Genomic DNA, 12,189 nt, shown 5'->3' with positions numbered 1-12,189 from the left:
GAAGCATCGCGATGCGGGCGCCGGGCGCCGGCATCGCGGGTCGGCACGGTGGCCGCGCGTTAGTGCATCAGTGCATCAATGCATCAGTTCGAGAACAGCGTATTCAACGCGTTGGCCGTCTCGCTATCCACGGTATTCCACGTGACCGTGTCCGCCTCGAAGATGTAATGCGTCGTGTACTTGCCGAGGCGCGCGAGTATTTCCTCCTGAATCAATTCCGGTGCGACTTCCAGTTTCAGATACCAGGCGGTGGATGACAGCCGCGTCTGGAACGCGCCGTATTCGGCTAGCAGATGGTCGAATGCATCAGCGTCCTGATCGCGACAGACGATCACCAGATTTCCCTTCATGCGAGTCTCCCGTTAGAGCAGTAGCGACAATCGAATGTCAGGTTCGATGATACCTGCTTGGTCGCGGGAGGCTCGGTGCGGCGGGCAGCGACTCATGTGCGCGTGCTGCGCGCATTCACCCTCTATTCACCACGCGCTCACCACGCATTTACCGCGGTGCGCGTCGGCGGCGCGGTGTCGTCGGGCGGCAGCGCTTCGGTGCGATCGCGCCCACCGGTCTTGGCCGCGTACAGCGCGGTGTCGGCGCGGCTCATGAGGCGCTCGGGCAGATCGTCGGGCGACAGCTCGGTGATGCCGATGCTCACGCTCAAGCCCGCCGAGGCGGGCAGCTTCGGCGATGGCACTGCCTTCAGGCGCAGCCGCAAACGCTCGACCACGTCGCGCCCGCTCGCGAGATCGGTGGCCGGCAGCAGCAGCCCGAACTCCTCGCCGCCGAGCCGGCCGATCGCGTCCGAGCTGCGCAGCTCCGCGCGGCACGTGTCGACGAAATGCTCGAGCGCGCGGTCGCCGGATGCATGGCCGAAGCGGTCGTTGATCTGCTTGAAGTGGTCGAGGTCGGCGATCGCCATGCACAGCGGCTCGTCGTTCGCCCGCGCGCGCTCGATCTCGCGCCGCAGCAGGTCGAGGAAATAGCGCCGCGACAGCGCGCCGGTCAGTGCGTCGTGCCGTGCCTCCGCCGACAGCAGCGTATTGGCCGACTGCAATTGCTCGGCGAGATCGCGGGTGGCCCGGTGGTGACGCCGCTCGCGCACATAGGACACGGTGATCACCCACGCGAGCGCGACGGTGCCGGCCAACGTCAGAAATACCAGCAGATGATCGCGCTTGTGATTGCGCAGCAGCTCGGGCCATGCGGCGAGCGGATCGACCAGATGCGCGGACAGCCCGGAGTTCAGACCGCTGCGGGACTGATAGAGCGCCGGCGCCGGTTGCCGCGACATCCCGAACAGCTGCCCGGCGACCGCCGCGGGCACCCACGGCGCTCTCTCGCGCAGCTCGGTGTCCGCGCGGATCAGCATGTCGGGAAAGGTCTCGCGGCGGTAGACGAGGCGGCGCTCGGCGGCGGTCATCTGGGTGACGCGCGTGTTCGGCAGTGCATGGCCTTCGAGTTCGCTGTTGTGCGCCATGATGATCACGCCGTTGTCGTCGGCGACGAAGGTCCCCGCGTGGGCGACCCAGTGGCGCAGCCGCGCGATGCCGACCTTGGCGACCACCGCGCCGACCAGCAGGCCGTCCGCATAGACCGGCGCGGCGATGAAGATGCCCGGCTCGCCGCTCGCGCGACCCACCCCGTACGCTTCCGCGAATGCGCCGAGCAGCGCGTTGGTCAGGTAGCCGCGCGCGCGCATGTCGACGCCGACGAACGATTGCTGCGCGCCGTCCGGGTTATCGATCGTGCTGCTAGAGGCGACGCAGATACCGTTCGCGTTGACGATCCAGATCTGGTCGAGTCCGGAGAAGCCCTGCGCATCGTGGAGGAACTTGCTGACCGCGGCCATCCGCGGGTTCTTCAGCAACGCGGCGCGCAGCGCGGGTTCCGCCGTCTCGCTGTTCGCGGCATAATTCTGCGCTTGCACCAGGGCGCGCTGGACGACGTCCATTTCGGCCATGGTTGCGGGGATGGCGCGAGACATCGCGAGGTCGCTGGCGATCACTTCAGCCATGTTGTCGACGATCGACATGGACATTTGCCGCTGGGTACGCAGCGCCGCGTCCAGCTCTTGCTGTACCATCCGGTCCGCGACCATGCCGGCCACGAACCAGCAAACCAGTACGATCAGCGCGAAGCTGACCGGTCCGGCTACCTGGCGCAAGGTTGTCCTGTTCATCGACCCTCTGTTCCGTCTGGCTGTGACATGCAACTTGCTCAATCGTGGCAGCGCGCTCGCGCTGTGTCGGTTCCCGCGGCGGTCATTGCGCCGGCCGCGGTTCCGGCCCGTCGCAAGCAGCGGCCGCCCCGTCGCCGCCGCGGCCCCGGATGAGCCGTTTCTAAACAGGTACGTCGACTCCTGATTTTAACCGTCATGGGGCACGACGCCACGCTTATTGCTAGGGATGCCGCCTGCATAGCGCAGGCCGATCAGGTTGTTAACGGCTGTCGCGGCGGTTTCTTGATGGTCTGGCGGTGCTCCGGCAGCGCCTCGCCGGCAACCCTCGCCGCGCGGTGCCGCTCGCGCGCGGGGCTCGCATGTGGCGCGCATGTGGCTTGCGCGCCACGGCGTCGGCGGGTCGGGCGACGGGGCATCCGCAGCGCGAGGAAAAGCACGGTACAGTGCGGCGCGGCGAACCGTGCCGAGGCTTGCCGAAGGCTTACGCGGCCGGGGCTGCTTCCGGTTTCGCCAATTGCGGCGCCAAGGTTGTGCCTGAAACATCGGATGGTGTAGTGTCGTGCCGTCCAAACGAGGAGAGCCCCGCCGGCCTTCGGGCGGCGTCCGCGCCGACAGCGATCCGGCGTGACGGTTGTGGTGCTGGACCGCTCGTCCACCAGCCTGGCCGTTGCCGGACCACGTGTCTCCAACGCTAACGAATTACCACGCACGCGTGTTTTGCCATGCCTGATTTCCGCTTTCCGGACCGATCCATAGACCGCCGTGCGCTCGTCGCGGCCTCCTTCGAGCGTTCGCATGCCTGTTCCGACGGGGAGGGCCTCTGATGGATTTCAGCTTCAACCTGAAACGCACCGCCAACGCGTCCGCATGGCGGGTGCTGCCCAATCGCTGGGACTTCGTCGCGTTTCCGCTGATCATCTGTCTGATCGCGATGGCGTCGATCGGCTTCCATGAAACGCTCGCGCCGATGTCGACGCTGAAGACGCAGTCCATCTCGCTCGACCCGGCCAACCTGCCCGAGTACGCGATGCGCACCACGCTGCGCATGCTCGCGGCGATGGTCGCGTCGCTGATCTTCACGCTGGTGTACGGCACGCTCGCGGCCAAGAGCCGGCGCGCCGGTCTCGTGCTGGTGCCGATTCTCGACATCCTCCAGTCGGTGCCGGTGCTCGGTTATATCTCGTTTACGGTGACGTTCTTCCTCGCGCTGTTCCCGGGCCGCGTGCTCGGCGCCGAGCTCGCGGCGATCTTCGCGATCTTCACGAGCCAGGCGTGGAACATGACGTTCAGCTTCTATCAGTCGCTGCGCACGGTGCCGCGCGATCTCGACGAAGTGTCGCGCGGATTCCATCTGACGTCGTGGCAGCGCTTCTGGAAACTCGAAGTGCCGTTCTCGATGCCGGGCCTGATCTGGAACATGATGATGTCGATGTCGGGCGGCTGGTTCTTTGTGGTCGCATCCGAAGCGATCACGGTCGGCAACAACACGATCACGCTGCCGGGCATCGGCGCGTACCTCGCGCAGGCGATCTCCGAGCAGAACCTGCACGCGATCGGCTGGGTGATCCTGGCGATGACCGTGGTGATTCTCGCGTACGACCAGTTGCTGTTCCGTCCGCTGGTCGCGTGGGCCGACAAGTTCCGCATGGAGTTCACCAGCTCAGGCGACGCGCCGAACTCGTGGCTGCTCGACCTGATCCGCCGCACTCGCCTGATTCACCGGCTGTTGGTGCCGGTCGGCTGGATGTTTGCGCGCGCCGCGCGGGTGCGCTTGCAGCTGCCGTCGTTCAGCGCTCCGCGCTTTCATATTCCGCAGACCGAGAAGAGCTCGAAGCTCGGCGACATCGTGTGGGCAACGCTGGTGCTGCTCGCCACCGTCTACGTCGTGTATCGGGTGTTCCTGTACGTGCGTACCGGCGTGTCGCTCGAAGAAGTCGGCCACGTGCTGGTGCTCGGCTTCATCACGCTGCTGCGCGTGGTGGTGCTGATCGCGATCGCGTCGGTGATCTGGGTGCCGGTCGGCGTGCTGATCGGGCTGCGTCCGGCGCTTGCGGAAAAGATCCAGCCGCTCGCGCAGTTCCTCGCCGCGTTCCCGGCGAACCTGCTGTTCCCGGTGTTCGTGATCGTGATCGTGCGCTTCCATCTGAACCCGGATATCTGGCTGTCGCCGCTGATCGTGCTCGGCACCCAGTGGTATATCCTGTTCAACGTGATTGCCGGCGCGAGCTCGTACCCGAACGACTATCGCGAGGCGGCCAAGAATTTCCACATTCGCGGCTGGCAATGGTGGCGTCAGGCGATGCTGCCGGGCATTTTCCCGTACTACGTGACCGGCGCGATCACCGCGTCGGGCGGCGCGTGGAACGCCAGCATCGTCGCCGAATTCGTCCAGTGGGGCGACACCAGGGTGGCCGCGCACGGTCTCGGCGCCTACATCGCGCAGACCACCGCGGCGGGCGATTATCCGAAGATCATCGTCGGCATCGCCGTGATGTCGCTGTTCGTGACCCTGTTCAACCGTCTGCTGTGGCGTCCGATGTACGCCTACGCCGAAGGCAAGCTCCGCCTAGATTGAGAAACAAAGGCCTAACGCGATGCAAAATCCTAAAGCTGCTATGACCGCCGCGCCGATCCAGACGCCGCCGAAGCCCCCGCGCCTCGGCGAGGAAATCCTGCGCGTGAAGGACGTGTGCCGCGGCTTCAACAAGACTCAGGGCGAGCTGCTCGTCCTCGACGACGCCAATCTGTCGCTGCGCGAAGGCGAGATCGTCGGCTTGCTGGGCCGCTCGGGCTCGGGCAAGTCGACGCTGCTGCGCATCATCGCCGGTCTGATCGAGCCGACCGACGGCGAAGTCACCTATATGGGCAAGCCGCTCGACGGCCCGGCCAAAGGCGTCGCCATGGTGTTCCAGACCTTCGCGCTGTTTCCGTGGTTGACCGTGCTGCAGAACGTGGAAGCCGGTCTGGAGGCGCAGGGCGTCGGCGCGAGCGAGCGGCGCACCCGCGCGCTCGCCGCGATCGACCTGATCGGTCTCGACGGTTTCGAAAACGCGTATCCGCGCGAGCTGTCGGGCGGGATGCGCCAGCGCGTCGGCTTCGCGCGCGCGCTGGTGGTCGATCCGACGCTGCTGCTGATGGACGAGCCGTTCTCCGCGCTCGACGTTCTCACCGCCGAGACGCTGCGTACCGACCTGCTCGATCTGTGGACCCAGGGCCGCATGCCGATCAAGGCGGTGCTGATCGTCACGCACAACATCGAGGAAGCGGTGTTCATGTGCGACCGGATTCTGGTGCTGTCGTCGAATCCGGGTCGCGTGATCGCCGAAATCAAGGTGCCGTTCAAGCATCCGCGCAATCGTCTGGACCCGGCGTTCCGGCGCCTCGTCGACGAGATCTACGCGAAGATGACCGCGCGGCAGACCGACGAGAAAACCCGCAAGGGGCTCGAGCTGCACAGCTGGCTGCCGCACGTGTCGACCAACCTGATGGCGGGCCTGATCGAAACGCTGGCGGCCGCGCCGTACCACGGCCGCGCGGACATGCCGGAAATCGCGCGCTCGCTGCATCTGGAGGTCGACGATCTGTTCCCGATCGCCGAAGTGCTGCAGCACCTCGGTTTCGCCGACGTGCGCGAGGGCGACATTTTCCTGACGCCGCCGGCGCGGGTGTTCGCCGAGTTCGGCACCCAGGAACGCAAGATGATGTTCGCCGAGCATCTGCTGCGTCACGTGCCGCTCGCCGCGCGAATCAAGAAGGTGTTGAACGAGCGGCCCGGGCATCGCGCGCCGCGCGTGCGCTTCGAGCAGGAGCTGGAAGACTTCCTGTCCGACAGCGCCGCCGAGGAAACGCTCGATGCGGTCATCAACTGGGGCCGTTATGGGGAAATCTTCTCGTATAACGATCAGACCGAAATTTTTAGTCTGGAGGACGTCGAGTCCTGAGCCGCACCCGATGGCGCTGACGGGATCGTCGGCGTGACAGAAAAAACGGCCCGATCGGCGTATGCCGGTCGGGCCGTTTTTTTGTGCCTGCGCACGGCTTTACTGCAAGCTGCCCCAACGGCTGACCGCCGGTTCGGCCGTCGCCCATTTCCAGCCCTTGTCCTGCTGGCAGGCGGTCGCCGTGAACCACTGCTCGGGCGAGTCGGGTTTGTCGCCGTCCCGCACCGAGAAGACGAATTCCTTGCACAGCACGAGCGCCGAATTGATCGCGTGGGTCACGCGCACCTCGCCGTGACCGTTCTCGATCGGCAGCGTGTGTTTGACCGACCACGGCTTGGTTTCGCCGACCGACATCGTGCCGACGAGGGCCGCCATCAGGTCCTGCTGATCCTTGTGCATGCCGCGCATGTAGCGGGCGACCGCTTCGTCGGTGGCGGCCTGCACGGCGATGCCGACGCCGAGCGCGACGGCCGGATTGCTGGTCACGATCCCGGATGCGACGCCCGCGGCCGCGCCGCTGGCCGCACCGATCGACGCGCAGCCGCTCGTGAGCAGACTGGCGCCGACGCACAGCGCCCCGGCCGCGAACAGCCGCAGCCGGTGGCCGGCGAACGCCGACGCGCGCGCACGGTCCGCGCGCCGCGGCTCATGCCGGGGCGAATCGGGTGAGGGTTGCGGTGAAGCGGAACGCGCGCTCATTGCAGCGAGCCCCAGCGCTCGGTCGCGGGCTCGGCCGATGCCCAGCGCCAGGTCTTGCCGTCGCGGCAGACCGACGCGATGTAAAACGCACTGCTTGCCGGCACGTCGCGCTTCGCTTCCTGATCGACGGAGAAGACGATTTCCTTGCAGTCGAGCGCACCGGTGCTGATCAGCCGGCTGACGGTCACGCGGCCGTGTTCGTCGTCTTCGATCGGGAAAGAGTGGTTGATGCTCCAGGGGGCGACCGCGCCGACGTCGAGCGGACCGGCTGCCTGGGCGATGCTGTTCTGCGTATTGCGATGGACCACGCGCTCCGAGTACTGCACGCCGGCCCGTGCGGCGGCGACTGCGCCGAGGCCGATACCGGTCGCGACCGCCGCGTTGCTGGTGACCTTGTTGGCCACGGCCGCGCCCGCGATACCGGCGCCGGCTACCGCGCCTTCGTTGTACAGCGAGCCGCAACCGCTCAAGGTCGCCGACACCGCCAACACCAGCGCGAGCAGCGCCGTTGCGTGAGGGCGTTTGCCCGCGACAACGGTTTTATCGCTGCCTGCCCACACCATGTTCTTTTGCATTTCTCTTGTCCCTGCCCGTACAGGTGCCATCGATCACGCGCGAGGAGCATGTGAACGAGCGGCACGTCGTTCATTACGCTGCCGCATTGTGCAGGATGCCATTTGTAATTGGCAGCAGAAAAGTGCAAGAAATTGCAAAACAGCGTGCGGCGGCAGGGGATTTCTGATTTCGCTCGGGAAGAAATTGCCTGGCTATCCCAAGTAATTCGCGGGTGAGAAAAATGTGCCGTGGGAATAGTACGAAAGGAGGATTCGGCACGGAGGCAGCGGTTGAATGACTGCTTTGCGCGGGACCTTACGCGCATATAACGGGTGGCCGCCTGAGGTGTCGCCTGAGGTATCGCATGACGTGCCGCAGGAAAGCTGCGAGTCGCAAGAGCCGCGAGCCGCTCCCTCCGCGGCAGCGGCTCACAATGTGATACATCGTGACATTTGCCGGAAGTACGGCCCTAGCTTATTGCTCGCCGTCGTCCTCGCCGCTCTCATCGCCATAAGCGCTCAAGCGGTTATAGAGCGTTTTCAGGCTGACGCCGAGCGCTTTGGCCGCGCGTCGTTTGTCGCCGCCGCAGTACTTGAGCGTGCCGAGAATGATCTGCTTCTGCGCGTCGGCGAGCGGCGTGCCGATCCACACGCTCATCGCGTCGCCCTGCGTGACCGCTTTCTTGACCCGCGAGGCCAGATGCGGATGCGGCAATTCGACGGTCTTCTCCGCGAGAATGAACGCGCGATACACGGCGTTTTTCAGCTCGCGCACATTGCCGGGCCACGACCATGCGCGCAGCGTTTCGAGCGAGCGCTTGCTGAAACTCTTGCTGGTGCCTTCCTGCTGATTGAGCTGCGCGAGGAAGTGCTGCGCGAGCAGTTCACGATCGTTTTCGCGCTCGCGCAGCGGCGGCGCGCGCAACGGAAATACCGCGAGCCGGTACATCAGGTCCTCGCGCAGACCGTTTTCCTTGACCGCAACCGCGGGGTCGCGATTGGTCGCGGCGATCACGCGCACGTTGCCGCTGATCAGATCGGTGCCGCCGACCCGATAGAACGTGCCGGTCTCGAGCGCGCGCAGCAGTTTGACCTGGCGCACCGGCGCCATTTCGGTGATTTCGTCGAGAAACAGCGTGCCGCCGTTCGCATGCTCGAAGTAACCGACGCGGCCTTGCACCGCGCCCGTAAAGCTGCCTTTTTCGTGGCCGAACAGCTCGGCCTCGATCAGTTCATCGGGAATCGCGCCGCAGTTCACGGCGACGAACGCGCCGTCCTTGCGGCTGCTGCGCTCGTGAATCGTGCGAGCGATCAGTTCCTTGCCGGTGCCCGATTCGCCGATGATCAGCGCGGTCGCGTCGGTATCGGCGACGCGCTCGATCTGCTCATACAGATCCAGCATCACCGGCGACGAGCCAAACAGCAGGCCGTACGATTTCAGTCCCGCCACGCTGTCCGCGACGCGCTGCTTCGCTTGTGGCGAAGCATTGCTGCCGGCGGAGACGGCGGGCGAGTCCAGATCGATTGACGCCATAAACGGGGAGTCCTGTGCAAATGAAGTTCGTGTTGCGGCGCGCAGGCCTTGAACGCGATAGTTCGAACAGCCACTATCTCACAAATATCGATTTAACCACTTCGACACTGTTTCCGGCAAACCCGACATTCGGGAGCGCGAAACTGGCGTGCCCGATCGGTCGAAACTGCGCGAGACAGGCCTTTTTCAAGCATCGAAACGATAAATTTACCGGGCACACGCTTTGCGTCGATTGACCGATCTATTCAGTCGTGCGAGCTTTTCGGCGGCGACGATCGACGGCCACCGACACGCGCATACGGTTCGATCGGGCGACGCTCGCGCGGCGCGAAGCGCGGGCGAGAGCCGATCCAGACGAGGAGTGAAAATGACAGACACCACGCAACAACTTGCACTCGGCGGCCAGAAGATCGTCGAAGACCTTCGGGTGCTATTGAGGGATTCGGAGGAAATGCTGCGGCTCGCGGCGAACGTGCCGGGCGAGGGCGTCGATGCGTTGCGCAATCGCCTCGGCAGCCATGTCGAGACCTTGCAGTCGGCGTTGGGCGACGCGCAGCGCAATGTGCAGCACCGCTATCGGGTGGCGACGGTGAGCACCGAGCAATACGTCCGCCACAACCCGTGGCGCGCGCTCGCGCTCGCGGCCGGCACCGGCTTCGTGCTCGGCGTGCTGGTGGCGCGTTAGGTCACGTCGCTGCGCTGTCGCCCGATACACGTCGCCGTGCCGCGCGCCGCGCGCGATTGGCATCACCGGATGGTTTGCATCCCGACCCAAGCTAAGGAGTTCACGATGGCACGACCCACAATTGGCATCTTCGGCGCCCTCATGGCGCTTGGCGGCTTTCTGGCGGTTCGCTACGTGCAGAACCGGCGCGGCGGACAGTTTTCCCCGACGCGCGAGCTCAATCGCTGGGAAAACGAGGGCGGGGCGGTGGCATCGCCGACGACGGTGGCGGCCGATGTCGCACCGGCCGGGCACGGCAGCAACGGCTCGGGCCAGTTGAACGGCGAGAGCCGGGCGTGGCCGTTTCCTCGTAGTTGACAAGCGCTTTGGCACGCCGTCCGAAGGCTTCGCCGGCGCTGCGCCGCCGCATCGGCGAGCGCTGGACGGCGCCCGAATACATTGTTAAATGTACGTTATAAAGACGTATAATAGATAAATAGACAACAATGCAGCAAAGATTGGGGGTTTATCTCCGATCATTGTTGCAATTTCTTACGAAATGGCCGGCGCGAGCGAATACGCGATATCGTAGTCGGCTGTCTCCGCGGCATGCCCGCTCGCATGCTTCGCCTATTTCCTACCCACGCTTGCAGGCTTTCGAAACGCGATGCCACATGTACTGATTGTCGATGACGACGCAAGTACCCGCGAGGCGCTTTCCGCCATCATCGGGGAAGACGGCCTGACCACCGCCACCGCGGGCGATCTGCGCGAAGCACGAATTCAACTGGTCCGGCAGATGCCGGACGTCGTTTTCACCGACCTGAAGCTGCCCGACGGCAGTGGGGTCGACCTGTTCGAAGATCTCGATCCGCGCTCCGGCGTCGAGGTGATCGTGATCACCGGCCACGCGACGGTGGAGTCGGCGGTCAGCGCGCTGAAAATGGGCGCGACCGACTACCTCGTGAAACCCATCAACATGCAGCGCGTGAAGGCGATCCTGTCGCGCCTGCCGCGCGCCGGCGACCTGAAGGCCGAGATCGGCACGCTGCGCGGCGAATTGCGCCGGATGGGCCGCTTCGGTCTGATGCTCGGCAATTCGCCGGCGATGCAGGAGGTCTACGACCAGATCAGCCGGGTCGCGCCGACCGCCGCGTCGGTGATGCTGGTCGGCGAATCGGGCACCGGCAAGGAAGTCGCCGCGCAGACGCTGCACGAGTTGAGCTTGCGCCGCAAGCACGCGTTCCTCGCGGTGAACTGCGGCGCGATTTCGCCGAACCTGATCGAATCGGAAATGTTCGGCCACGAGCGCGGCTCGTTCACCGGCGCGGATCGTCAGCACAAGGGCTATTTCGAGCGCGCGAACGGCGGCACGCTGTTCCTCGACGAAATCACCGAAATGCCGATCGAGCTGCAGGTGAAACTGCTACGCGTGCTCGAGACCGGCATGTTCATGCGGGTCGGTACCACCAGGGAAATCGAAACCGACGTGCGCCTGATCGCGGCGACCAATCGCGATCCGGAACAGGCGGTGCTCGAAGGCAAGCTGCGGCTCGACCTGTATCACCGTCTGAACGTGTTTCCGATCAGCCTGCCGCCGCTGCGCGAGCGCGGCAAGGACGTCGAACTGCTCGCGCAGGCGTTCCTCGACGAACTCAACGAGCGTCACAGCACGAAGAAGCATTTCCCCGCCGCGGTGAAGGAGATGCTGCTGTCGTATCCGTGGCCCGGCAACGTGCGCGAGCTGAAGAACTACGTGCAGCGCGCGCACATCATGTCGAGCGCGGATTCGGACAACACCGCGACCGTGCCGCTGCAGATTTCGCTGTCCAAGCCCGCGGCCGGCACGGCGATCACGATTCCGTTCGGCACCTCGCTCGCCGAGGCCGATCGTCAGCTGATTCTGGCCACGCTCGAACAATGCGGCGGCGTGAAGACGCGCGCCGCGGAGATTCTCGGCATCAGCCTGAAGACGCTGTATAACCGCCTCGTCGAATACGGCAACGATGCGCGCGAGGACGGCGACTCCAGCGACGAATCGCGCGCGCTCGGCGGCGCCGACGTCTGATACGTATGATTCGCGACGACCGCGCACGGTGTGCGCGGCAACCGTCGCCAAGCTGCCGCCCGCAGCGCCGGGCGGCAGCGCATCACCTTCTCCACACACCCCCACAGCACGCATAACGGCACAGCCCTTGCTGCGTTCCAGAGGAACGTAAAACGAGGTCACCGACATGCCGCACAACGCTGCCGTTTCCGAGCCGTTCCTGCCCAAGCGCGCTCATCGGCCCGAGCCGGTCGAGCTGCCCACGCCGCCGTCCCCGCCGTCCCCCCCGCCGCCGGGCCCCGGCGAGCCAGATACGATTCCCGGCCCTAGTCCCGAGCCCATCGAGCCGATCGAACCGGTGTCGCCACCGATCGGCGACCCGCCGCCGCAGCCCACGCAAACGCCGCAGGCGTGGTCCGGGAACGAGGGAACCGCACTGCGCTGCTGATGCGGCCAAGGTGGCTACGTAGAAGCGGATTTGCGCTGCCGCACCGCCTCTGCTTTCGTCGGTTGAAAAAGGTTGATTCAGCGCGGCGCTTTTGTGTACTTGTTACAAAGCCGACGCATGTTT

The 12,189-nt window shown here is 65.2% G+C and carries 11 protein-coding genes; 6 read left to right on the top strand and 5 right to left on the bottom strand.

The genetic code is table 11. From position 1 onward, the window contains the following. Positions 1-83: 83 nt before the first annotated feature. The gene (locus LJ656_RS27545) at positions 84-350 is read right to left on the bottom strand and encodes a double-stranded DNA-specific endonuclease (protein ID WP_230512692.1); all 267 of its coding nucleotides are present in this window, start codon (positions 348-350) and stop codon (positions 84-86) included. Between the two features lie 137 nt (positions 351-487). Next, entirely contained in the window at positions 488-2,179 is a 1,692-nt protein-coding gene (locus LJ656_RS27540) for a sensor domain-containing diguanylate cyclase (RefSeq protein ID WP_230512691.1), read from the bottom strand. 823 nt (positions 2,180-3,002) lie between these two features. On the opposite strand from LJ656_RS27540, the gene LJ656_RS27535 reads away from it, so the two are divergent. Both LJ656_RS27535 and LJ656_RS27530 read left to right on the top strand, forming a co-directional pair. Continuing rightward, positions 3,003-4,754, top strand: coding sequence for an ABC transporter permease (locus tag LJ656_RS27535; RefSeq protein WP_230512690.1), 1,752 nt, complete (start codon positions 3,003-3,005; stop codon positions 4,752-4,754). Between the two features lie 19 nt (positions 4,755-4,773). Beyond that, complete coding sequence (locus tag LJ656_RS27530) at positions 4,774-6,120, top strand: ABC transporter ATP-binding protein (RefSeq protein ID WP_075296141.1); 1,347 nt, start codon at positions 4,774-4,776, stop codon at positions 6,118-6,120. A gap of 99 nt (positions 6,121-6,219) precedes the next feature. Here the strand turns inward: LJ656_RS27530 and LJ656_RS27525 are convergent, their stop codons facing one another. The 3 genes from LJ656_RS27525 to LJ656_RS27515 form a co-directional block, all read right to left on the bottom strand. Continuing rightward, positions 6,220-6,819 carry a hypothetical protein gene (locus LJ656_RS27525; RefSeq protein ID WP_230512689.1) on the bottom strand — a complete coding sequence of 200 codons (600 nt, stop codon included), beginning with the start codon at positions 6,817-6,819 and terminating at the stop codon, positions 6,220-6,222. Beyond that, positions 6,816-7,394, bottom strand: a complete 579-nt coding sequence (locus LJ656_RS27520; RefSeq protein WP_230512688.1) for a hypothetical protein — start codon at positions 7,392-7,394, stop codon at positions 6,816-6,818. The genes LJ656_RS27525 and LJ656_RS27520 overlap by 4 nt, the downstream gene beginning before the upstream one ends. A gap of 454 nt (positions 7,395-7,848) precedes the next feature. After that, positions 7,849-8,907 carry a sigma-54 interaction domain-containing protein gene (locus tag LJ656_RS27515; protein ID WP_230512687.1) on the bottom strand — a complete coding sequence of 353 codons (1,059 nt, stop codon included), beginning with the start codon at positions 8,905-8,907 and terminating at the stop codon, positions 7,849-7,851. Positions 8,908-9,274: 367 nt separating this feature from the next. Between LJ656_RS27515 and LJ656_RS27510 the strand changes: the two genes are divergently transcribed. The 4 genes from LJ656_RS27510 to LJ656_RS27495 all read left to right on the top strand — a co-directional run bounded on the left by LJ656_RS27510 (position 9,275) and on the right by LJ656_RS27495 (position 12,066). Further along, positions 9,275-9,592, top strand: a complete 318-nt coding sequence (locus LJ656_RS27510) for an ElaB/YgaM/YqjD family protein (RefSeq protein WP_230512686.1) — start codon at positions 9,275-9,277, stop codon at positions 9,590-9,592. A 105-nt stretch (positions 9,593-9,697) separates the two neighbouring features. After that, complete coding sequence (locus LJ656_RS27505; RefSeq protein WP_230512685.1) at positions 9,698-9,949, top strand: hypothetical protein; 252 nt, start codon at positions 9,698-9,700, stop codon at positions 9,947-9,949. Between the two features lie 289 nt (positions 9,950-10,238). After that, complete coding sequence (locus LJ656_RS27500; protein ID WP_230512684.1) at positions 10,239-11,639, top strand: sigma-54-dependent transcriptional regulator; 1,401 nt, start codon at positions 10,239-10,241, stop codon at positions 11,637-11,639. Between the two features lie 166 nt (positions 11,640-11,805). Beyond that, a complete protein-coding gene (locus LJ656_RS27495) occupies positions 11,806-12,066 on the top strand; it encodes a hypothetical protein (RefSeq protein WP_230512683.1) in 261 nt (86 codons plus the stop codon). Positions 12,067-12,189: the final 123 nt, after the last annotated feature.

This window comes from Paraburkholderia sejongensis (genome assembly GCF_020880815.1).
In the GTDB taxonomy this organism is placed as follows: Bacteria; Pseudomonadota; Gammaproteobacteria; order Burkholderiales; family Burkholderiaceae; genus Paraburkholderia; species Paraburkholderia sejongensis.
The sequence above is the reverse complement of the archived record's forward strand: the minus strand, read 5'-3'. Positions and strand labels throughout refer to the sequence as shown.

Excerpts from the sequence above, each read along its gene's own strand:
- LJ656_RS27510 (WP_230512686.1), top strand. The coding sequence starts at position 9,275 with ATGACAGACACCACGCAACAACTTGCACTCGGCGGCCAGAAGATCGTC.
- LJ656_RS27540 (WP_230512691.1), bottom strand. The coding sequence starts at position 2,179 with ATGAACAGGACAACCTTGCGCCAGGTAGCCGGACCGGTCAGCTTCGCG.
- LJ656_RS27525 (WP_230512689.1), bottom strand. The coding sequence starts at position 6,819 with ATGAGCGCGCGTTCCGCTTCACCGCAACCCTCACCCGATTCGCCCCGG.
- LJ656_RS27520 (WP_230512688.1), bottom strand. The coding sequence starts at position 7,394 with ATGCAAAAGAACATGGTGTGGGCAGGCAGCGATAAAACCGTTGTCGCG.
- LJ656_RS27535 (WP_230512690.1), top strand. The coding sequence starts at position 3,003 with ATGGATTTCAGCTTCAACCTGAAACGCACCGCCAACGCGTCCGCATGG.
- LJ656_RS27530 (WP_075296141.1), top strand. The coding sequence starts at position 4,774 with ATGCAAAATCCTAAAGCTGCTATGACCGCCGCGCCGATCCAGACGCCG.
- LJ656_RS27505 (WP_230512685.1), top strand. The coding sequence starts at position 9,698 with ATGGCACGACCCACAATTGGCATCTTCGGCGCCCTCATGGCGCTTGGC.
- LJ656_RS27545 (WP_230512692.1), bottom strand. The coding sequence starts at position 350 with ATGAAGGGAAATCTGGTGATCGTCTGTCGCGATCAGGACGCTGATGCA.
- LJ656_RS27500 (WP_230512684.1), top strand. The coding sequence starts at position 10,239 with ATGCCACATGTACTGATTGTCGATGACGACGCAAGTACCCGCGAGGCG.
- LJ656_RS27515 (WP_230512687.1), bottom strand. The coding sequence starts at position 8,907 with ATGGCGTCAATCGATCTGGACTCGCCCGCCGTCTCCGCCGGCAGCAAT.
- LJ656_RS27495 (WP_230512683.1), top strand. The coding sequence starts at position 11,806 with ATGCCGCACAACGCTGCCGTTTCCGAGCCGTTCCTGCCCAAGCGCGCT.